Source organism: Lelliottia jeotgali, from assembly GCF_977070485.1.
On sequence record NZ_CDRVFO010000020.1, the window covers coordinates 83,181 to 104,219 of the forward strand.

The 21,039-nt window shown below is 62.9% G+C and carries 20 protein-coding genes and 1 tRNA gene; 9 read left to right on the forward strand and 12 right to left on the reverse strand.

Translation table 11 applies throughout. The features are described from left to right. Nucleotides 1–27: 27 nt before the first annotated feature. Nucleotides 28–627 carry a biliverdin-producing heme oxygenase gene (locus tag ACW4TB_RS23610; RefSeq protein ID WP_279933618.1) on the reverse strand — a complete coding sequence of 200 codons (600 nt, stop codon included), beginning with the start codon at nucleotides 625–627 and terminating at the stop codon, nucleotides 28–30. 141 nt (nucleotides 628–768) lie between these two features. Between ACW4TB_RS23610 and ACW4TB_RS23615 the strand changes: the two genes are divergently transcribed. Next, the gene (locus tag ACW4TB_RS23615) at nucleotides 769–1,308 is read left to right on the forward strand and encodes a histidine phosphatase family protein (protein WP_279933617.1); all 540 of its coding nucleotides are present in this window, start codon (nucleotides 769–771) and stop codon (nucleotides 1,306–1,308) included. Between the two features lie 57 nt (nucleotides 1,309–1,365). Here the strand turns inward: ACW4TB_RS23615 and ACW4TB_RS23620 are convergent, their stop codons facing one another. The 3 genes from ACW4TB_RS23620 to ACW4TB_RS23630 all read right to left on the reverse strand — a co-directional run bounded on the left by ACW4TB_RS23620 (nucleotide 1,366) and on the right by ACW4TB_RS23630 (nucleotide 5,212). Then, entirely contained in the window at nucleotides 1,366–2,151 is a 786-nt protein-coding gene (locus ACW4TB_RS23620; protein WP_012313625.1) for a sulfite exporter TauE/SafE family protein, read from the reverse strand. Between the two features lie 161 nt (nucleotides 2,152–2,312). Further along, nucleotides 2,313–4,193 carry a methyl-accepting chemotaxis protein McpA gene (gene mcpA, locus ACW4TB_RS23625; protein WP_279933616.1) on the reverse strand — a complete coding sequence of 627 codons (1,881 nt, stop codon included), beginning with the start codon at nucleotides 4,191–4,193 and terminating at the stop codon, nucleotides 2,313–2,315. A gap of 140 nt (nucleotides 4,194–4,333) precedes the next feature. After that, on the reverse strand, nucleotides 4,334–5,212 hold the full coding sequence (locus ACW4TB_RS23630; RefSeq protein ID WP_279933615.1) for a LysR family transcriptional regulator: 879 nt from the start codon (nucleotides 5,210–5,212) through the stop codon (nucleotides 4,334–4,336). Nucleotides 5,213–5,313: 101 nt separating this feature from the next. Here ACW4TB_RS23630 and ACW4TB_RS23635 point away from each other — a divergent pair, with 101 nt between their 5' ends. Continuing rightward, a complete protein-coding gene (locus ACW4TB_RS23635) occupies nucleotides 5,314–5,742 on the forward strand; it encodes a PACE efflux transporter (protein WP_012313628.1) in 429 nt (142 codons plus the stop codon). A gap of 14 nt (nucleotides 5,743–5,756) precedes the next feature. Here the strand turns inward: ACW4TB_RS23635 and ACW4TB_RS23640 are convergent, their stop codons facing one another. The 7 genes from ACW4TB_RS23640 to ACW4TB_RS23670 form a co-directional block, all read right to left on the reverse strand. Further along, a complete protein-coding gene (locus ACW4TB_RS23640) occupies nucleotides 5,757–6,818 on the reverse strand; it encodes a hypothetical protein (RefSeq protein ID WP_012313629.1) in 1,062 nt (353 codons plus the stop codon). A gap of 75 nt (nucleotides 6,819–6,893) precedes the next feature. Continuing rightward, entirely contained in the window at nucleotides 6,894–7,574 is a 681-nt protein-coding gene (locus ACW4TB_RS23645; RefSeq protein ID WP_012313630.1) for a GntR family transcriptional regulator, read from the reverse strand. A gap of 16 nt (nucleotides 7,575–7,590) precedes the next feature. Beyond that, nucleotides 7,591–8,295 (reverse strand): FadR/GntR family transcriptional regulator, encoded by a 705-nt coding sequence (locus tag ACW4TB_RS23650; protein WP_012313631.1) that lies wholly within the window; start codon nucleotides 8,293–8,295, stop codon nucleotides 7,591–7,593. A 44-nt stretch (nucleotides 8,296–8,339) separates the two neighbouring features. Further along, complete coding sequence (locus ACW4TB_RS23655; protein ID WP_012313632.1) at nucleotides 8,340–9,650, reverse strand: C4-dicarboxylate transporter DctA; 1,311 nt, start codon at nucleotides 9,648–9,650, stop codon at nucleotides 8,340–8,342. Between the two features lie 287 nt (nucleotides 9,651–9,937). Beyond that, the gene (locus tag ACW4TB_RS23660; RefSeq protein WP_012313633.1) at nucleotides 9,938–10,423 is read right to left on the reverse strand and encodes an Lrp/AsnC family transcriptional regulator; all 486 of its coding nucleotides are present in this window, start codon (nucleotides 10,421–10,423) and stop codon (nucleotides 9,938–9,940) included. A 104-nt stretch (nucleotides 10,424–10,527) separates the two neighbouring features. Beyond that, the gene (locus ACW4TB_RS23665; protein ID WP_279933614.1) at nucleotides 10,528–11,592 is read right to left on the reverse strand and encodes an ornithine cyclodeaminase; all 1,065 of its coding nucleotides are present in this window, start codon (nucleotides 11,590–11,592) and stop codon (nucleotides 10,528–10,530) included. 143 nt (nucleotides 11,593–11,735) lie between these two features. Beyond that, a complete protein-coding gene (locus ACW4TB_RS23670) occupies nucleotides 11,736–13,493 on the reverse strand; it encodes a sigma-54-dependent Fis family transcriptional regulator (protein WP_279933613.1) in 1,758 nt (585 codons plus the stop codon). A gap of 223 nt (nucleotides 13,494–13,716) precedes the next feature. Between ACW4TB_RS23670 and ACW4TB_RS23675 the strand changes: the two genes are divergently transcribed. The 6 genes from ACW4TB_RS23675 to ACW4TB_RS23700 are packed head-to-tail and all read left to right on the forward strand — an operon-like array spanning nucleotide 13,717 to nucleotide 19,635. Next, on the forward strand, nucleotides 13,717–14,811 hold the full coding sequence (locus ACW4TB_RS23675; RefSeq protein ID WP_279933612.1) for an ABC transporter ATP-binding protein: 1,095 nt from the start codon (nucleotides 13,717–13,719) through the stop codon (nucleotides 14,809–14,811). Beyond that, a complete protein-coding gene (locus ACW4TB_RS23680) occupies nucleotides 14,811–15,908 on the forward strand; it encodes an ABC transporter ATP-binding protein (protein WP_012313637.1) in 1,098 nt (365 codons plus the stop codon). Before ACW4TB_RS23675 ends, ACW4TB_RS23680 begins: the two co-directional genes overlap by 1 nt. Next, complete coding sequence (locus ACW4TB_RS23685; protein ID WP_012313638.1) at nucleotides 15,905–16,768, forward strand: carbohydrate ABC transporter permease; 864 nt, start codon at nucleotides 15,905–15,907, stop codon at nucleotides 16,766–16,768. The genes ACW4TB_RS23680 and ACW4TB_RS23685 overlap by 4 nt, the downstream gene beginning before the upstream one ends. Nucleotides 16,769–16,771: 3 nt before the next feature. After that, nucleotides 16,772–17,572: a carbohydrate ABC transporter permease gene (locus ACW4TB_RS23690; protein ID WP_012313639.1), complete on the forward strand. Its 801-nt coding sequence runs from the start codon at nucleotides 16,772–16,774 to the stop codon at nucleotides 17,570–17,572. 12 nt (nucleotides 17,573–17,584) lie between these two features. Next, entirely contained in the window at nucleotides 17,585–17,857 is a 273-nt protein-coding gene (locus tag ACW4TB_RS23695) for a DUF2160 domain-containing protein (protein WP_279933611.1), read from the forward strand. Nucleotides 17,858–17,895: 38 nt separating this feature from the next. Then, nucleotides 17,896–19,635, forward strand: a complete 1,740-nt coding sequence (locus ACW4TB_RS23700; RefSeq protein ID WP_012313641.1) for an ABC transporter substrate-binding protein — start codon at nucleotides 17,896–17,898, stop codon at nucleotides 19,633–19,635. A gap of 99 nt (nucleotides 19,636–19,734) precedes the next feature. Here ACW4TB_RS23700 and folD read toward each other — a convergent pair whose 3' ends face one another. After that, nucleotides 19,735–20,589 (reverse strand): bifunctional methylenetetrahydrofolate dehydrogenase/methenyltetrahydrofolate cyclohydrolase FolD, encoded by an 855-nt coding sequence (gene folD, locus ACW4TB_RS23705; protein ID WP_012313642.1) that lies wholly within the window; start codon nucleotides 20,587–20,589, stop codon nucleotides 19,735–19,737. Between the two features lie 259 nt (nucleotides 20,590–20,848). Between folD and ACW4TB_RS23710 the strand changes: the two genes are divergently transcribed. After that, nucleotides 20,849–20,925 (forward strand) — tRNA-Arg (locus ACW4TB_RS23710). The last annotated feature ends 114 nt before the right edge of the window (nucleotides 20,926–21,039 follow it).

Genomic DNA, 21,039 nt, shown 5'->3' on the forward strand with positions numbered 1-21,039 from the left:
AGGCCCATCGCCGGCAAGCAGGCCTCTTTAGCCGGGTTTTGGGTTCAGCACGTTGCGTTGCTCAAGCCAGCGCTCGAAGCTCTGGAATGTTTCAATGGCCGCCTGCACGGTGGCGGCCTGCGCTACAGGTGCGGCTGAAGCCTGGCCAAGGCGGTCGAGAAAGCTGCGCCAGTAGTTGCCGGTCCGCGCGCCATACACATCGAAAAAGCCTGTGCCGCTGGCCGGGTCGAGACCCAGGCGCTCAGACATCGCCTTTTTGAGTACCTGGCCGCCCAGGGTCGAGCCTTCCAGAACGTACATCACACCCAGCGCACTGGCCTCATCGTCGATGCCTGGCAGCGCCTGGCACAGGGGCAGGGCATCGATGTCGGCGGCGCTCAGGTGCAAGGCTTGCAGGTCCAGAGTGAGAGCCGGTGTCTTGGCCCTCACGGGTTCCTGATAATCGCCCAGCCGGGCTTCGAGAGGGGCGTGGAACCCGTAATAGGCTTGCAGTAGCCGGCTGTAGGCAGCGGCATCGAAGTTCGCTGCAAAAAATGGCAGGCGTGCTTCGAGCGACTTATGGCAGTCGCGGGTGCCTTCGCGCAGGGCAAGCAGCAAAGTGCTGGGGGAGGAGGGACTGGCTGGCATTCGGGTCGGCTCTAGTGGCATTTCGCCTAATTTGGACTGACCATCGTAACGTAGTGTTCCTCCTGGGCTGCGACATTGTTGCGGAAAAAATAATCTCGGCGTGCTAAACCAGTCGGCCGTCCCCCGCAAAGAAGCCGCCTGGTGAAAGCCGTACACCTGACCTTGATCTGTCATGCCCTGACCACGGCCCAGAAGACCGGGCGCTTGCACCGCCCTGACGACGGCATCTTGCCGCTGCACGCCCAGCCGTTCGCCGTGGCGCCTGAAACGCGCATGCTGACCGCGCCGGAGCGGCGTGCGTGGGCAACGGCGGCAGGGTTTTCGATGCCGGTGCAGGTCGAGCCAGCGTTGGCCGATTGCGACCTGGGGTGCTGGCACGGGCTGGCATTGAAGCAGTTGCAGGCTGAGCAACCGCAGGCGCTGGCGTTGTGGCTGGACGACCCGCACAGTGCGCCGCATGGTGGTGAGTCGTTTGCCGAGCTGTGCCAGCGCATGGCGGGGTGGCTGGCGGCATTCGATAAACCGGGCGAGTGGGTGGCGGTGACGCATCCCATGGTCATTCGTGCGGTGCTGGTGCAGGTGCTTGGTTGCCCCCTGGCTGCTCATCGGCAGATTGATGTGCTGCCTTTGTCATGTGTGCAGTTGAGCTTTACCGGGCGATGGCGCTTGCGGCTCGGGTGAGGTATGGCTTGTGATGGCGTTAGGGCCGGCCAACCCGTCTCACGCCAAACCCTTCCCTCAAAACGCCAGCTTGTACCCGATCAGCAACAGCATCCCCGCCAGGCAGGGCCGCAGCACGCGGTCGGAGATCCGCCCGGTGAGGTGGCTGCCCAGATAGATGCCGGGCAACGAGCCGAGCAGCAGGTAGCCCAGTAGCGACCAGTCCATGTTGCCCATGCCGGCGTGGCCCAGGCCTGCGACCAGGGTCAACGGCACCGCGTGGGCAATCTCGGTGCCCACCAGGCGCCGGGTGACCAGGAACGGGTAGAGCAGGAACAGCGCCACGGTACCCAAGGCACCGGCACCGATCGAAGTGAGGGTGACCATGACACCCAGCACCACGCCGGTGAGTACGGTAAGGATGTTTAGGCTACGGTCGCTGAGTTGGTAATGGTCACCGGCATGGCGGTTGGCGAACGCTTGCAGCCGCGACTTGAACAGGATTGCCAGTGCAGTGAGGATCAATACTACCGCCAGGCCCTGCTTGATGATGCCATTGAGCGCCGAGGTGTCGGTGTGCAGGGTACTCAGGAACCACAGGGTCAGCGCTGCTGCCGGGACGCTGCCCAGGCTGAGCAGGCCGGTGATTCTCCAGTCGATGTTCTTGTTGCGGCTGTGCACCCACACGCCACTGGCCTTGGTGATGGCGGCATAGAGCAGGTCGGTGCCCACAGCGGTGGCCGGGCTGATGCCAAACCAAAGCAGAATCGGCGTCATCAGCGAACCGCCACCGACGCCGGTCATGCCGACGATGAACCCCACAACCAGCCCGGCTATGGTGAAACCGAAAGAACCTACATCCATACGCTACTCGACTGCCCAGCTTTGCCCGTGATCGGATGGGTGCCAGCATATAGGTAGTTTATATAGCCAAATAGACTTGTTCGTTATTAGGTTATAACTGTCTGGGGTTCAGCGCCGGCACGCTCGCTACCTGCAGAAGGCGAGCGTGCCGGCGCATTACCTCAGATGCGGAAGCTGCCCACCAGTTGCTTCAAACGCCCAGCCTGCTGCGCCAGCGCATCGCAATGTTGCAGCGTCTGGTTGAGGTTCTCTACCCCTTGCTGGTTGAGCGCATTGATCTGGGTGATGTCCAGGTTCAGGCTCTCGACCACGGCGGTCTGCTCTTCGGTAGCGGTGGCCACCGACTGGTTCATGCCATCGATCTCGCCGATGCGCTGGGTCACGCTGGCCAGGCGTACGCCGGCCTGGTTGGCAACCTGCACGGTCTGTTCGCTGGACACCTGGCTGGTGTTCATGGTGTGCACCGCCTCGCGTGAGCCGACCTGCAGGCTGGTGATCATGCGGTGGATCTCTTCCGCCGATTCCTGGGTGCGGTGCGCCAGGTTGCGAACCTCGTCGGCCACCACGGCAAACCCGCGCCCGGCTTCACCAGCACGGGCCGCTTCGATCGCGGCGTTGAGCGCCAGCAGGTTGGTCTGCTGGGAGATGCCCTTGATCACGTCGAGGATCTTGCCGATTTCGTCGGTGCTGGCATTGAGCGTTTCGATCTGTTCGCAGGATTCGCTGATGCGCTGCGACAGGGCGGTCATGGCGTTGATCGCTTCTTCCACCACTTCGCGCCCGCCATTGGCCTGCTCGCTGGCGCCGCTGGCGTGCTGCGAAGCGTCGGCAGCGTTGCGTGCGATTTCCTGAGTGGCGGCACCCAGTTGGTTGATGGCCGCAGCGACACTGTTGGTGCGCATGCTCTGCTCTTCAGAACCGATGATCGAGGCATTGGAGGCATTGACCACCTTTTCCGACAGGTCGTGCACCAGCCGCGTGGCCGACGACACTTCGCTGATCGAGGTGTGAATGCGTTCTACAAAGTGGTTGAACGAGGTGGCCAGTTCGCCGAACTCGTCCTTGCGCTGCACGTCAAGGCGGCGGGTCAGGTCGCCTTCACCTTCGGCGATGTCGCGCATGGCGCGACCCATGGTGGTCAGCGGGCGCATCAGCACCGGGATCAGCAAGCCCAGCAGCCCGGCGATGGCCGCCACGGCAATGACCATGGCGATGATCGCCGAGGTGCGGAACTGGCCCAATGCGGCATAGGCCTTGTCCTTGTCGATCGACAGGCCGATATACCACTGGGCAGACGGCAAGCCCGCCACCGGGGCAAAGGAGATCAACCGCTGCTGGCCATCGAGGGTGACATCCTGCATGTCAGCCGCCACGCGCAGGCCGGAGCCTGGGTAGATGTCCTTGAGGTTCTTCATCACCTGGTCTTTGTCGGGGCTGACGATCACCTGGCCGCTGCTGTCGGCGAGGAAGGCGTGGCCGATGCCGCCGAAGTCGACCGAATTGATGATCTGCACCAAGGTATCGAGGGTCAGGTCGCCACCGACCACTCCGAGCATTTCGCCGTCACGCTTTACCGGCGTGGCGATGGTCACCATCAGGCCACCGACGGCGCCTTGGTAAGGGGCGGTGAGCACGGTCTGCCCGGCGTTTGCGGCGGCGCCGTACCATGGGCGCTGGCGTGGGTCGTAACCGGCCGGCATCTGGGCATTGGGGCGCTGGGTGAACACACCATTGGCCTGGCCCAGGTAGGTGAACAGGAAATTTTGCGTGTAGGTAGGCTGCTCGATCAGCCCGGCCAGGGTATCGCCCGCCCCTTGTTCAGCAATGTCCTGGGCCAGGTTCTCAAGCACCAGGATGCGCCCGCTCATCCAGTTCTGCACGCTGCTGGCAGTCAGCGCACCGGACTGTTGCACCGATGACTCGATGTTCTGGGCGATGGTCTTGCGTTGCAGGTAATCGTTGTAGAGCGTGAACAGGGCAAAAGCCAGTACCACCACGCCGCACGCGCTGAGGAGGATTTTGTGGCGAAATTTCAGGTTCATGTTTCGAGACCTTGAGCCATGGAGGGGAGGGCACTGCGCGCTTGTGGCGCGATGGGCCTGTCCACTCTGATATCGGCAAATCTCATAAAAAATTGAAGCACTTACGTCATCAGGCTGAGGCGATTTCGACGGACGGTGCGCTAGCAGTTGGCTAGCTGTTCGATCAGCAGACGCGCCGCTTGGCGCAGCGGTTGCTGCCTGCGCCAGAAGGCATGAATCGGCAACTGAAGTTCGTTGCGGGTATTGCCAAAACGCAGACGTACCAGGCGCCCGGCAGCGATCAGTGGCGCCACTCTGGCCAAGGGCAAATCGCCCCAGCCAAGGCCTGCTTCGACCATTTGCACGGCGAAGTCGAAACTGTCGGTGGACCAGTGCGTGGCGCCGATCAGCGCGCGCGGGTCGGCCAGGGGCAGGTCGCGGCTGCGCACCAGGATCTGGCGCACGTTGATCAGGTCTTCCAGATAGCGGATGCGCCCGTCGCGCAGTGCCGGGTGCGCCGGTGACAGGGTGGCAACCAGCGATTCTGTACCAATGTGCTGGAACCCCCGGCGGGCATCGACGTGCAGGCCGGCGAAGGCCAGGCACAGGTCGGCACGGCCGCTGTCGAGCAACTGCAATGCGTCTTCCTGCGGGGCGCTGAGCAGTTGGATGTCCAGCAGCGGGTAGCGCTCGCCCAGGCTGGCGATGGCGGCAAACAGCGGGCGCTGATCGATGTCCGGGACCACGGCGAGGGTCAGGCTGCTTTCCAGCCCTTGCGACAACTCCAGTGCGTGCACCTGCAATAGCCCCAGTTGCTCGGCGATCAGCCTGGCGTGTGGCTCTAGCGCCAAAGCCTGGGCGGTAGGGCGAACCTCGCGCGGGCCGCGTTCGAACAAGGCGTAGCCAAGTTCGGCTTCAAGGTTGCCGATGGCCATGCTGACGGCGGAAGGTACCCGGCCAAGGGTGCGTGCCGCAGCGGAAAACGAACTCCGGTCGAGCACGGCGAGGAACAGCTGGATGTTGTCACTGGAAAAGTTCATGTCGGCCTCCTGTCAGTGAATCTGAAAGCTACCGACTTTGTCTGTCAATAAATTTGAAGCATTCTCGCGCCCTTCGCTTAATTCCACATGAGGTAAACCCGGTGCAGGGACTGAAACGCAAACTGGTCTACGTGACTTTCTACGAGCTGATTGGCTTGTGCATGTCGACGCTGGGGCTGGCTTATTTGTCCGATACCCAGGCTTCGCATACTGGGCCGCTGGCGGTGATGATCACCACCATCGCCATGCTCTGGAACCTGATTTACAACAGCCTGTTCGAGTATTGGGAGAGCCGCCAGGCCAAGCGCGGCCGCAGCGTGGCGCGGCGGGTGGTGCATGCTGTCGGTTTCCAGCTGACCCTGGTTGTGTACCTGATCCCGCTGATTGCCTGGTGGCTGGGGATGAGCCTGGTCGAGGCGTTCCTGGTGGACCTTGCCTTTATCATCCTGGTGCCTTGCTACACCTTTGCCTACAACTGGGCGTTTGACCGGATATTCGGGTTGCCGGCATCGGCCATGGCCACCGCCTGAGGGTGTCGGTACCGCTATGGCGGCAGGCGAATCAACAAGGGTTCCTGCCGCGCAGGTTGTTCCGGTTGCACTGCCTGGTCCACTGGCCGCGGCGCACTGGCCAGCAAACTGTCCTCGACCTGCCCTGACAGGTAGTACACCCCCGCCATGGCGCCGCTCTGGCGGTTCTCCATCAATTCTTGCCATTCCTGATTGAGCGCCACGTTGAGGATCACCCGCAATTGCTCGACCATCTCCGGGTGATCGCGATCATGAGTGATCATGCCGTAGCCTGCCGCCGCCACCGAGATCATTGCCCCGGCCACCTTGCCTACCGCACTGGCCACTGCGCTGGCAATGCCGCGAGGGGCCAGGGTGGCGCCAAGCTTCTCGCTGGCGCGGGTGGCCACCGACGACAGGCCTACGTCGGTCTGCCCGGGGCCCTTGGCCGCTTGCCGGTGCAGGTGGTCGCGCAGGGCGAGCCAGGCGGGTTGCTGATCGAGCGGCTTGGCTTTGAGCAATTGATAGAGGCTGGCGTTGCGCGCCGGCGGCGGCCCCAGGGCAATGGCAGGGACCCGGTTCAGGCGCTGGCTGAGCTGATCGGGCGGGGCGTTGTAGCGCTGGATGATGGCCGGCAGTTGCTGGCCGAACAGTTGCAGGTACAACTCGCAGGCCCGGTCGCGGATGACTTCGGGGTTGATCTGCTCGGCCACCGGCTCGATCACGCGGTTCTGGTACTGCTCCTGCAGGTACAGGGCCAGGCGTTTTTCCGCAGGCTCGCGACCCTCACCGCTGTTGAGCTTGTACCAGGCGACCTTGAGGGTCAGCCATTGCTGGGTCCAGTAACCGGTGAACCAGGGAATGAAGTCGCTTTCGGTACGTTGCTGTACCTGTTCTTTCCATACCCGCATCGAGCGCCGCGCATAGTCGTTGGCCGAGCCTGCGGCCCCCACTGACGCATCGATCAGTTCCTGGTCGATGCGTTGCCAGGCGGCGGGGGTGAGCACGGCGGGCGGCGGCGGCGCAGGCGGACGCTTGCCGGCGCAGCCGCCGAGGGCCAGCAGAAGGCAGAGCAGCACGAGGATGCGTGGGTTCACACGACCGCCTCCCGGGTTTCGAGGCTGGGTGGTTAACCGAGTATAGGGCCGGTGATCGGCTACGCATGCGCCCTGTCAGGCGAGGTCGAGTTTTTCTTCCAGGCGGTCCAGGTGCTCGTCCATCAGTGCAAGCGCCGCTGCCGCGTCACCAGCCTCCACGGCATCGATGATCGCCGCGTGCTCTTGCCAGGCACAGTGGTCGCAGCAGGGTGATTCATAGCGGGCGATGATCAGTGAGGTCATCGGCACCAGGCCATTGAGAAAACGTGCCAGCGGTGCATTGGCGGCCACCTGGGCAAGCTTGAGGTGGAATTCGCCGCCCAGGCGGATTGCCGCGCAACGTTCGCCACGCTCGTGGTGCTGTCGCTCGCGCTCCACCAGCGAACGCAATTGGCGGATCTGCGCCGGCCGCGCGCGTTGCGCTGCTAGGCTGATCAGGGTGGTTTCGGCCAGGCGCCGGGCGCTGAGTACCTGGCGCGCCTGTTGTGGATCAGGGGCGGCCAGGTGCGCGGTGTGGCTGGGGCGCTGGACCACCACTTGCTGGTCCGAGAGGCGCCCGAGTACCCGGCGGATCACCGTGCGGCTCACGCCGAAGGCGTTGCCCAGTGCCTGCTCGGGCAGCAGGCTGCCGGGCGGCAAGCGCTGCTCGAGAATGGCGTCGAACAGGCGAGGGTAGATCTGCTCGGCCGACAAGCGGGTTTCGCCGGCGGCGAGCAGGGCAGGCAGGTGGGGGGCGGCGTGGGCGCAGGCGGTCATGGTCGCTCTCCTGGGGTCATTGGCGCGGATGGTCATCCGGGATGTTCAGTTCGATGCCCATACGCTGCCCTTCGGCAAGGATGTGCTGGCGCATCTGGGCGCTGGCCTGGGCACTGTTGCGGTCGCGAATGGCGCGTACCACGGCTTCGTTTTCCTTGAGCCGAGCAGCAAGGTGTTCGGGTGAGTTGCGCAGCATGTTGGCGCTTTGCTTGAGGGCATTGCCGGTCTGCTGTACCACGCTCTGGAAAATCGGGTTGGTGGTCAGTGCGAACAGCGCCTCGTGGAAGGCGATGTAGGCCTTGGCCCCGGCATCGCTGTCATCGGCATCCAGCGCTTCGCGCATGTCCATCAGGGTCAGGCGTAGCTGGCCGATGTCCTGGCTGTTGGCCGATTGCGCCACCAGTCCGACGATGAACGGTTCGAGGGTGTAGCGCAGCTCCAGGACATCGGCCAGGCTCGCTGCAGTGCTGCTGTCGACGCCTGGTTCCAGCACGGCCGGTTCGGCATCCAGCACCAGCACGCCCTTGCCCGGCATGGAGCGCACCAGGCCGAGGGTCTCCAGCACGGTCACGGCTTCGCGCAGGCTGGGGCGGCTGATGCCCAACTGTTCGGCCAGCTCGCGCTGGCCAGGCAGCATGTCGCCGGAGCGCCACTGGCCGCGGGCCAGGGCCTGGCGCAGTTTTTCCACCACTGAGTTGACGACGGTCGATGAGCTGATCACGGTTTTCTCCTGAAAGGGCCGGCGTCAGCGCCGGCCACGTGGGCTCAGAATTCCTGTTGATGGGCGTTGGGCTGCTTGCGAGGCGCATGGGCAAAGCCGGGTTTGCCATCGAGTACGTTCTGCGCACGCTCCAGATCGATGTCTTTTTCCCAGCGGGCGATGGCCACGGTGGCCACGCAGTTGCCGATCAGGTTGGTTAGCGCCCGGCCGATGCCCATGAACCAGTCCACTGCCAGTACCAGTACCAGGCCTACCACCGGGATCGCCGGCACGGCGGTGAGGGTGGCGGCGAGTATCACCAGCGCCGAGCCTGGGATGCCGTGAGCGCCTTTGGAAGTCACCAGTGACACCAGCAGGATGGTCAACAGGTCCGTCATCTCCAAGGGGGTGCCCGTGGCGTTTGCGATAAACACGATGGCCAGGGTCAGGTAGATGGAGAAACCGTCGAGGTTGAACGAGTAGCCGGTCGGGATCACCAGGCCAACGGTGGAGCTGCCAATGCCCAGGTGCTCGAGCTTGCGCATGATCTGCGGCAGCACGGCATCGGAGGAGGCGGTGCCAAGCACGATGGTCAGCTCTTCACGCAGGTATTTGATGAACGGCAGCAATTTCAGCCCCGAAAGGCGCATCACAGTGCCCAGGATGATCAGCACGAAGCCCGCGCAGGTCAGGTAGAACAACGCCACCAGGCCACCCAGGTGCTGCAGCGACTCCAGGCCATATTTGCTGGTGGTGAAGGCGATGGCGCCGAAGACGCCGATCGGCGCCAGGCGCACGATCATGCCCATGATGCGGAAAATCACGTGGCTGAGTTCGTTGATCAACCGCGAAATACCGGCGGCCGAGTCACCCACCAGGTTCAGCGCGCTGCCGAACAGCACCGAGAACAGCAAGACTTGGAGGATGTTGTTGTCGGCGAAAGCGCCCACCACTGAAGTGGGGATCAGGTCCATGAAGAACGCAGTGGCGCCATGGATATGCTGGCCGCGCTCGGCCAGGCCGTTGGCGTCGGCAGCAGAGAGCTGATCCAGATGGATGTTGGCGCCGCTGCCGATGCCGCTGGTAAAGGCGAACACCAGGCCGATCACCAGGGCGATGGTGGTCAGCACTTCGAAGTAGATCACCGATTTCAGGCCGATGCGCCCGACTTTCTTCAGATCGCCAGCGCCGGAAATGCCGCTGACCACGACACAGAAGACGATGAGGCCGATAAGCATCTTGATCAGCTTGATGAAGCCGTCGCCGAGGGGTTTGAGCTGCAGGGAAAGGTCGGGGAAGCTGAGGCCGCAGGCGATGCCGAGGGCAAGGCCGAGCACGACTTGCAGGAAGATCGAACGCGAGCACCATTTGAGCATGGGAGTGATCTCTGATCGGTGTCCTTGCTTCGGTGCCGCACGGGGCGAAAGAGCGCAGGACTTATTTATTTTTGTGGTCTTACCGGTTTGTTCAGCGCGAAGTCATAAAAGCGCGAAAAATCCCAATATGCAAGGTTTTTTGGCCTTACCGGTCTGACCAGTTGTGGGGCATTTCGGCTTGCCGGGCTCTAGTTCGGTGCGTGCTGCAGATTGAGGTGATGCGCCGTTGGCCGGTATTTGCCAATACCTGCAGGGTGTTAGCAATCTGCCTGCCAACTTCTACCCGATCAGGGCTGCGGGGCGATGCTTTTGACCGAAGCCAGTTCAGGGTGGGCCACCAGCTTGTCGATGTGCAGGGCGCCGTCGTTCATCCAGCTTTCGCTCAGCACCCGATAGTGCTCCATGTCGCGACAGCGCACGCGCAAGCTGTAATCGAAGTGGCCGCTGATCAGTTGGCATTCATGAACGTCAGGGCAGGCCAGCATGGTTGCCTCGAACGCCTTTTGTGCGGACCGCCCGCTCAGGTTGGACAGGGCTACGAGTACCAGCAGTGACAGCCCTGGTGCGACCTTCTGCGGGTCGATGATTGCGCCATAACCGCGGATCACGCCGCGCCGTTCCAGCTTGCGTACCCGTTCCAGGCAGGGGCGTGGAGTCAGATGGACCAGGGTCGAGAGCTTTTCGAAGGTGATGCGGCCATCGACGCGCAGTATGTCGATGATGGCTTGGTCGATGCGGTCCAGCGGGGGAGAGGTGGCGTCCTTGGTGTCCATGCGCGGTGCTTCTTTTTTGAAGGCGGGGCATGGACAGGTTAGGCGTTTATCGGGTGATCGTCGTCACGCGCGGGCGATTGGGCTGCGCAGCAGCCCAAGGTCCGTCAGGCGCAGGCGCTGCCGGCCCGGTGCACTGAACGAACCGCCACCACCCGAGGTTGCAGCAGTGCATACAAGTCCTTGGGGTTTTCCAGAGCCGGCACCAGCCCGATATCCTGGCCGATCCCTAACGTGAGCGCTGTATCGAGCACATAGCGCAGCGCCGAATAATCTTCCAACGCAAAACCTACCGAATCGAACAGGGTCACCTGATCGGCATTTTCACGGCCTTGAACAAGGCCTGCGACCACCTGCCAGAAAGCGAAGACCGGCGAATCGGCGGGCATTTGCTGGATTTCGCCTTCGACCCGGCTTTGCGGCTCGTACTCAACGATCACCCGGGCCCGCTCGACGATGTCGCGGTGCAGCTCGGTCTTGCCCGGGCAGTCGCCGCCCACGGCGTTCAGGTGCACGCCCGGTTCGATCATGTCCGGCGTGAGGATGGTCGCGTACGTCTTGTCCGCCGTGACCGTGGTGACGATATCGGCACCGCGCACGGCTTCGGCGACGCTGTGGGCGACGATCACCTTGAGCCCTGGGCGGCCCGCCAGGTTGGCCACCAGCTTCGCCGTGGCTGCAGGGTCGATGTCGAACAGGCGGATCTCGTCGATGCCCAGCAAGGTCTTGAAGGCGATGGCCTGGAATTCGCTTTGCGAACCGTTGCCGATCAGCGCCATGCTGCGGCTGTCTTCACGCGCCAGGTAGCGGGCGGCGAGGGCCGAGGTGGCGGCGGTACGCATCGCTGTGGTCAGGGTCATCTCGCTGAGCAACAGCGGCGCGCCGGAGCCGACGTCGCTCAAGGCGCCGAAGGCCATCACCGTGGGCAGGCCGAGGCGGGTGTTCTTCGGGTGGCCGTTGACATACTTGAAGGCATACCGGCTGGAGTCGGAAACCGGCATCAGTTCGATCACGCCGTCCGCCGAATGATTGGCCAGGCGCGGGCACTTCTCGAAATCGTGCCAGCGCAGGTAGTCCTGACGAATGTACTCGGCCATCTCCACCAGGCAGCTGGCCAAGCCTTTGCGGTTGACCAGGCGGGCGAGGTCTTGCACATCGATGAAGCGGGTCATGGCATCTCCCTGCAACTTGCGGGTTGGGCTGTAGGGATATTGTCGGGCGATCAGGGCGGGAATGCCGGCTGAAAAAGGCGGTGCGGGCAGCGGGTCCGGCTGACTTAAGGGCCAGGGCAGCCGAGTCGGCTGTCGGCCCCCGGTCATTGCTCGCGAAGGCGTTTATACAGTGTCGTTCGGCTGATCCCCAGGCTCCGCGCCACGGCCGAGAGGTTGCCATTGGCCCGTTTCAGCAGGCTTTGCAGGTCCGCCTCATCGTCACTGCAGTCGCTCACCACCGCGCATCCTTGTGCTTCGGCCAGAAAGCCGGCGGGCAGATGTTCGACGCCGACCGGTCCATCGCCTGCCAACGCCAGCGCCACCTGCATCACACTCACCAGCTCGCGCAGATTGCCCGGCCAGGGGTGGCGATCAAGCAGCTCAAGGATAGGCTGCCCCAAGCGCTGGGGTTGGTAAGGGTCGCGATAACGTGCGTGGATGTGCTCGATCAATTCTCGCCGGTCAGTGCGCTCGCGCAGCGCCGGCAACACGACCGCCATTGCGGCGATGCGGTAGTAGAGGTCCTGGCGAAAGCGCCCCGCACGTACCTCTTCGGCCAGGTCCCGATTGCTTGCCGAGACTACGCGGATATTCACCGCTACCGGTTCGCCGCTGCCCAGTGGCTGAATGCTGCGCGATTGCAGCACGCGCAGCAGGCGGGCCTGGGTCGGCAGCGGCATGTCGCCGATTTCGTCGAGGAACAGGACGCCCTTGTCGGCCTTGCGGATCAGCCCGGGGTTGCCCTTGTGATGAGCACCGGTGAAGGCGCCTTTGTCATAACCGAACAACTCCGATTCCACCAGTTCTGCAGGAATCGCCGCACAGTTGACCGCGATCAACGGCTGGCGGGCACGGCTGCTGGCGCGGTGCAGGGTCTGAACGAAGACTTCCTTGCCGACGCCGGTTTCACCCTGGACCAGCAGCGGGATGTCTTTTTCCAGCATCAAGCTGGCCTGGGCCAAGGCCTTTTCCATGCGTGGATCGCCACTGTGAAGCATTGAGCGCGGGGTGCTTTGCCAGGGGGCTTGCCACTGGCAGTGGAAGCGGTTGCGCCCGGCCGCCTGCAAGGCGAATGGTTGCTGCTGGGGGTGGGCCAGCAACTGGTAGAGGGGGATCTGGAACAGTTGTTCGACGTTCTGCTGCAGCGGGTTGCCGCCCAGCAGGCTGTCGGCTCGATGATTGGCGGCGAGTACCTGGCCACGCTCATCGAATACCAGCAGCCCGGCCCAAGGGCTGTCGAGGTTGTCGCAAGCGCTGTTGAACAGCAACTGCGCGTGCTGCTCGGCATGCTGCGCAAGGATCAGGCGATTCTCCAGGCTCTGGCCCATCATGCGCACCAGGCCGAGGGTCTGGGTGGCTGGCAGGTAGCCGTCGCTGGCCACGTCGAGCACGCCGACCAGTTGCCGCTGGGCATCGTACAGCGGGGCGGCGGCGCTGGCCATGTAGCGGTTCTGGCGCAGGAAGTGTTCGTCCTGGCCAACATGGACGGGCTCGGCGCAGACCAGCGCGGTGCCCAGCGCATTGGTGCCCACGCCCCGTTCGTGCCAGTGGGCGCCGGCACTGAAACCGTGCTGGTGCTGGGGGCAGACGAAGCGTCGCGATCCCCAGGTCTCGAGCAGGCAGCCGCTGGCGTCGGCGAGCATCACCAGGTAGCTGGCATTGCCCAGCAGGTGCGCGTACTGCGGCAGCACGGCATCGCGGGTGTGTTGCAACAGTGCCTGGCGCCGCTCCAGCAGGGCGCTGAGTTCGGCCCTGGTCAGGCAATCGAAGTCGGGGGCGCTTTGTGGCTGCAGGCCGTGATCGCGGCAGCGCGCCCAGGAGGCCTGGATCAATTGGGCATGGGTCGAAGTGGCGGTGGCCATGGGCCTGTCCTGTGTGATTGTTGTTATCAGCCGACCGCTGTTGAGTGTCGTCCACCGTTGTTCATTGTCAAACCCGCCGCTGTTCAGATGTTCAGCGAAAGTGTTCAGTTGTGAATCGCTGCTGGCCTGCCGGCACCGTCAATGCCGCAGGCCAGAGGGGCAGAGTGGAACTGGCACGGAACTGGCTGTCTGTGCCGGACAACCACAATAACAAGGTCCTGCCATGTCTCTGGTGCTGGAACAGGTCAGCCGCAGCGTCGATAACCAGCCCTGGATCATCGACGCGTCCCTGCAGTTCGAGCCGGGCTCGTTCAACGTGCTGCTTGGCCGAACCCTGGCCGGCAAGACCAGCCTCATGCGCCTGATGGCCGGGCTCGATCGCCCCGACCGTGGCCGCGTGCTGATGGCGGGTGAAGATGTCACTGGCGTGCCGGTGCGTCGGCGCAATGTGTCGATGGTGTATCAGCAGTTCATCAACTACCCGACCCTGAGCGTTTACGAGAACATCGCTTCACCCCTGCGCCAGGCGCGCATGCCCGAGCCCCAAATCCGTCGACGCGTGCAGGAAACTGCCGAGATGCTGCGCATAGAGCCCTACCTGCAACGCTTGCCGCTGGAGCTGTCTGGCGGCCAGCAGCAGCGCACGGCGATGGCCAGGGCGCTGGTCAAGGATGCCGGGTTGATTCTGTTCGATGAGCCGCTGGTCAACCTCGACTACAAGCTGCGCGAAGGGCTGCGCCAGGAGCTGCGCGAGCTGTTCGCCGCGCGCAAATGCATTGCCGTGTATGCCACCACCGAGCCCAACGAAGCGCTGGCGCTGGGTGGTACCACCACCCTGGTGCACGAGGGGCGAATCGTCCAGAGCGGGCCTACAGCAGAGGTCTACCAGCGGCCCGGCAGCGTGCTGGCCGCCGAGCTGTTCAGCGAGCCGCCGATCAACCTGATCCCGGGGCGTATCAGTGGCAATGAGGTGAGCCTGGCCCAGGCCGTGCACTTCGCCCGCAATGTCGACCTGCAACGGCTGGTGGATGGCGATTACCGCTTTGGTGTACGCCCCAGTCACCTCACCCTGGTGCCGGCGCACGATGACGACCTGGAGCTGACGGTGCGGGTGGAACTGGCCGAGATCAGCGGTTCCGAGACATTCCTGCACGTGCGTAACGAGCACTGGCGGATGGTCCTGCACCTGCCGGGGGTGCACGAGTATCAGGTGGATACGCCTATCCGCGTCTTCATACCCACCCACAAGCTGTTCGTCTTCGACAGCGCCGGGGCACTGGTACAGGCACCGGGCCTGCGCCAGGCAAGGAGCGCCTGATGGCCGAAATCCGCCTGCGCCAACTGGCGCACAGCTATAGCCGACAACCCGCCACCGAGGGCGACTACGCACTGCATCAACTGGAGCACGTGTGGGAGCAGGGCGGTGCCTATGCTTTGCTCGGGCCTTCCGGGTGTGGCAAGTCGACCTTGCTGAACATCATCTCTGGGCTGCTCACGCCGTCCCATGGCCAGGTGCTGTTCGACGGCAAGCCGGTCAATGACCTTTCGCCGCAGCAGCGCAACATTGCCCAGGTGTTTCAGTTCCCGGTGGTGTACGACACCATGACGGTGTTCGACAACCTGGCGTTCCCTTTACGCAACCAGGGCCTGGACGAAGGCAGGGTGCGCACGCGGGTCGAGGAAATCGCCGAAGTGCTCGACCTGGGCGCAGTGCTGAAGAAAAAGGCGCGCAACCTCAGCGCTGACGAAAAGCAGAAGGTGTCCATGGGCCGTGGCCTGGTGCGCGATGACGTCTCGGCCATTCTTTTCGACGAGCCGTTGACGGTGATCGACCCGCACCTGAAATGGAAGTTGCGGCGCAAGCTCAAGCAGATCCATGAGCAGTTCAACATCACCATGATCTACGTGACCCACGATCAACTGGAGGCTTCGACCTTCGCCGACAAGATCGCGGTGATGCATGGCGGGCGCATCGTCCAGTTCGGCACCCCGCGTGAGCTGTTCGAGCGGCCACGGCATACCTTTGTCGGCTACTTCATCGGCAGCCCGGGGATGAACCTGATCGACGTGCGCGCCGACGTGGCGGGGGTAGTGTTCGGCGATGTGCACCTGGCACTTCCCGAAGGCCTGCACGAACGCCTGGCGGCGACGAGCGGCGGGCGCCTGCAAGTGGGCATTCGCCCGGAGTTCGTGCAGCTGTGGGACAGCCCGTTCGAGGGCGCCTTGGCTGCGCAAGTGCTGGACGTTGAGGACCTGGGTACCTACCGCATCGTCACCCTGCTGCTTGGCGGCGTGTCGCTCAAGGCGCGCCTGGCAGAAGATCGCCCGGTGCCGGTGGCACATGCCTGGGTCAGCCTGCCGACGCAGTGGCTGCTGCTGTACGTCGACGATGTGCTGCTGGAGGCCGTGCCATGAACAAGGTGCCGAACAACAAGGCCTGGTGGCTGGTGCTGCCGGTGTTCCTGCTGGTGGCGTTCAGTGCCGTGATGCCGATGATGACGGTGGTCAACTATTCGGTGCAGGACATTTTCGACCAGTCCAGCCGCTACTTCGTCGGCGCCGACTGGTACCGCCAGGTGTTGCGTGACCCGGCATTGCACGATGCCTTGCTGCGCCAGTTCATCTATTCCGCCTGCGTGCTGCTGATCGAAATTCCGCTGGGCATCGGCATTGCCCTGACCATGCCGACCAAGGGGCGCCTGGCGTCGATATGCCTGATCGTCATGGCCATCCCGCTGCTGATCCCGTGGAATGTGGTCGGTACCATCTGGCAGATCTTTGGCCGCGCCGATATCGGTCTGCTCGGTGCAACGCTGGCCAAGCTTGGCGTCAGCTACAACTATGCCGGCGACCCGTTCGACGCCTGGCTGACCGTGCTGGTGATGGATGTATGGCACTGGACATCACTGGTGGCACTGCTGTGCTACTCGGGCCTGCGGGCCATCCCTGACGTGTACTACCAGGCTGCGCGTATCGATCGGGCCTCGGGCTGGGCGGTGTTCCGGCATATTCAGTTGCCCAAGCTCAAGAACGTGCTGCTGATCGCGGTGATGCTGCGCTTCATGGACAGCTTCATGATCTACACCGAGCCGTTCGTGCTGACCGGAGGCGGGCCAGGTAACGCCACTACCTTCCTAAGTCAGACCCTGACACGCATGGCGGTCGGGCAGTTCGACCTGGGCCCGGCGGCGGCGTTTTCGCTGGTGTATTTCCTGATCATTCTGCTGGTGTCGTGGCTGTTCTATACCGCCATGACCCACGCCGACAAGGACTAGGCCATGAGCATACGCAAGACGCTGGCCCTGCTGCTTTACTTCTTCTTCCTGCTGGTGCCGATCTACTGGCTGCTGAACATGTCGTTCAAGAGCAACACCGAGATTCTCGGTGGCCTCACCCTTTGGCCGCAGGCGTTCACCTTAGACAACTACCGGGTTATCTTCACTGATGCCAGTTGGTACAGCGGCTACATCAACTCGCTGTACTACGTGTGCCTCAACACACTGATTTCACTGCTGGTGGCGTTGCCGGCGGCCTACGCCTTCTCGCGCTACCGCTTCCTCGGTGACCGCCACCTGTTCTTCTGGTTACTGACCAACCGCATGGCGCCACCTGCGGTGTTTCTGCTGCCGTTCTTTCAGCTCTATTCGTCCATCGGTCTGTTCGATACCCACATTGCCGTTGCCCTGGCCCACTGCCTGTTCAACGTGCCGCTGGCAGTGTGGATTCTCGAAGGGTTCATGTCGGGCGTGCCGAAGGAAATCGATGAAACCGCCTACATCGATGGTTACAGCTTCCCGCGTTTCTTCGTGAAGATCTTTATCCCGTTGATCGGCTCCGGCATCGGCGTGACGGCGTTTTTCTGCTTCATGTTTTCCTGGGTCGAGCTGTTGCTGGCGCGCACCCTGACCTCGGTGAATGCCAAGCCGATTGCCGCCGTGATGACCCGCACGGTGTCTGCTTCGGGCATCGACTGGGGCGTACTGGCGGCGGCGGGGGTGCTGACTATCCTGCCGGGCATGCTGGTGATCTGGTTCGTTCGCAACCATGTGGCCAAGGGCTTTGCCCTGGGCCGGGTGTGAGGAGGGCAACGTATGGAATGGATGGCCTGGACCTTGCCCACGGCGCTGTTCTTCGGCGCAGTCGGCGTACTGCTGCTGTGCATGACCCTGTTCGAACTGCGCTGCCCCTGTGTGGAGCGGCGCGGCTTTCTGCCGATCGTCACCAGCCGTGGCGACCGGTTGTTCATCGGCCTGTTGGTCAGCGCCTACCTGCACTTGCTGGTAGTCGGGGTCAGCGCCTGGCCTTTGTGGGTGGCCTCGCTGCTGTCGCTGGGCTGGCTCGTGGTGGTGCTGCGCTGGGGCTGAGCGACGGCTCCGGGGAATAACTCAATCGGGAGATCACAATGTTCCATAACAAACACAACCGGCGACATTTGACCCTGGCCGCGATGCTGGTACTGGCCGGCGTGCACGGTGCGGCGTGGGCCGATCAGTACGAGGATGCGGCATCGAAATGGATCGGCAGCGAGTTCAAACCTTCGACCCTCACGCCGGAGCAGCAGTTGGCCGAGCTCAAGTGGTTCATCAAGGCCGCAGAGCCGTTTCGCGGGATGAAGATCAATGTGGTGTCGGAAACCATCACAACCCATGAGTACGAGTCCAAGGTGCTGGCCAAGGCCTTCAGCGAGATCACCGGTATCCAGCTGACCCACGACCTGCTGCAGGAAGGCGACGTGGTAGAGAAGCTGCAGACGCAGATGCAGTCGGACAAGAACATCTACGACGGCTGGGTCAACGACTCCGACCTGATCGGTACGCATTTTCGCTACGGCAAGGTGGAGTCGATCACTGATCTGATGGCCAACGAAGGCAAGGATTACACCTCGCCGACCCTGGACCTGAAGGACTTCATTGGCATTTCGTTCACCACCGCGCCGGATGGCAAGGTTTATCAGTTGCCCGACCAGCAGTTCGCCAACCTGTACTGGTTCCGCGCCGACTGGTTCGAGAGACCCGAGCTCAAGGCCAGGTTCAAGGAAAAGTACGGTTACGAGTTGGGCGTGCCGGTGAACTGGTCGGCCTATGAGGACATCGCCAAGTTTTTTACCGAGGACGTCAAGGAGATCGACGGCAAGCGTGTCTATGGCCACATGGACTACGGCAAGAAGGATCCTTCATTGGGGTGGCGTTTCACAGATGCCTGGTTCTCCATGGCCGGCGGCGGCGACAAAGGCCTGCCCAATGGCTTGCCGGTGGACGAGTGGGGCATCCGCGTGGAGGATTGCCACCCGGTAGGGTCCAGCGTGACCCGCGGCGGCGACACCAATGGGCCGGCGGCTGTCTATGCCACGCAGAAGTACGTCGACTGGATGCGCGCCTATGCGCCCAAGGAAGCGCAAGGCATGACCTTCTCCGAGGCCGGCCCGGTGCCGGCGCAAGGCAACATCGCTCAGCAGATCTTCTGGTACACCGCGTTTACCGCCGACATGACCAAGCCGGGGCTGCCGGTGGTCAATGCCGACGGCACGCCGAAGTGGCGCATGGCGCCCTCGCCCAAGGGGCCATACTGGGAGGAGGGAATGAAGCTGGGCTATCAGGACACAGGGTCCTGGACCTTCTTCAAATCCACCCCCGAGAAGCAGCGCCTGGCCGCTTGGCTGTACGCCCAGTTCGTCACCTCCAAGACCGTGTCTCTGAAAAAGACCATCGTTGGCCTGACGCCGATCCGCGAATCGGACATCAACTCCCAGGCCATGACCGACCTTGCGCCCAAGCTTGGCGGGCTGGTGGAGTTCTATCGCAGCCCGGCACGAGTGCAATGGACCCCGACCGGTACCAACGTGCCGGACTATCCTCGGCTGGCACAGCTGTGGTGGAGCCATATCGCCGAAGTGGCCAGTGGCGAGAAAACGCCGCAAGAGGCGCTGGATGGCCTGGCCCGGGATCAGGACCGTATGATGGAGCGGCTGCAGCGGTCCAATGCCCAGGCTACCTGCGCGCCTAAGCTGAACCCTGAAAAAGACGCACAGTACTGGTTCGATCAGCCGGGGGCGCCAAAGCCGAAACTGGCCAACGAAAAGCCCAAGGGCGAAACGGTCAGCTATGACGAGCTGCTGAAATCGTGGGAGGCGGCGCGCAAGTGATCGGCTAGAGCCCCAAGTGGGTACATCGTCGGCAAGCTGATGAATTCAAGGCAAAAAAAACGGCACCTGCAAGAGGTGCCGTTTTCATATCACGCCAACTTACTTATGCAGCTCTTCTGCCGCATACAGCGTGTTTTCCAGTAGGCAGGCCCGGGTCATCGGCCCGACGCCGCCCGGTACCGGTGTGATCCAGCCCGCGCGGGGCAGGGCGGTCTCGTAGACCACGTCACCGACCAGCTTGCCGTCTTCCTGGCGGTTGATGCCCACGTCGATGACGATGGCGCCTTCCTTGACCCACTCACCCTTGACCAGCCCCGGCTTGCCGGCAGCCACTACCACCAGGTCGGCACGGCCGACATGGCCGGCCAGGTCCTTGGTGAAGCGGTGGCAGACGGTCACGGTGCAGCCGGCCAGCAGCAACTCCATGGCCATCGGGCGGCCAACGATATTGGAAGCGCCGACGATTACGGCGTTCATGCCGTACAGGTCCTGACCGGTGCTTTCGAGCAGGGTCATGATGCCTTTAGGGGTGCACGGGCGCAGCAGCGGAATACGCTGGGCCAGGCGGCCGATGTTGTAAGGGTGGAAGCCATCGACGTCCTTGTCCGGGCGGATGCGCTCAAGCAGCAGCGATGCATCCAGGTGCGCCGGCAGCGGCAGTTGCAGCAGGATGCCGTCCACTGCCGGGTCGTCGTTGAGGCGGTCGATCAGCTCGGTCAGGGCTTGCTGCGTGGTTTCGCTGGGCAGATCGAAGGCCTGCGAAATGAAGCCGACCTCTTCGCAGTCCTTGCGCTTGTGCGAGACATAGACTTGGGAGGCGGGGTCGGTGCCGACCAGGATCACCGCCAGGCCCGGCGTGCGCAGGCCTTGCTGGCGACGCTCCTCGACACGTTGAGCGATCTGCTTGCGCAGGTTGGCGGCGATCGCCTTGCCATCGATTAGGTGTGCAGTCATAGACGCGTGATTAACCATCGAGAAAGGAACAATAAAGAGGGCGCATTCTCGCACGACACGGCCCGAGGGCAAAGGCGGGTGGTCGGGCAAATCCCCTAACCCCTTAAATAATTTAAATTTTTTATAGAAAGGTGTTGACGCTTATACGGGTCGCCTATAAGATTCGCCGCACTTGTCGGGCACAGCCTAGCACTGGTTGGCGAAGTCGGGCAGAATGAGTGGTTTTTGTATTGCTCATTCGGTTAGGCTTTACGCTTATGCGCCCGTAGCTCAGCTGGATAGAGCATCCGCCTTCTAAGCGGATGGTCGCAGGTTCGAGTCCTGCCGGGTGCGCCATTAGGCAGCTTGGGCAAGCAAGTAAGGCAGTAAAGCGATATGGTGGGCGTAGCTCAGTTGGTAGAGCGCCGGATTGTGATTCCGGTTGTCGTGGGTTCGATTCCCATCGTCCAC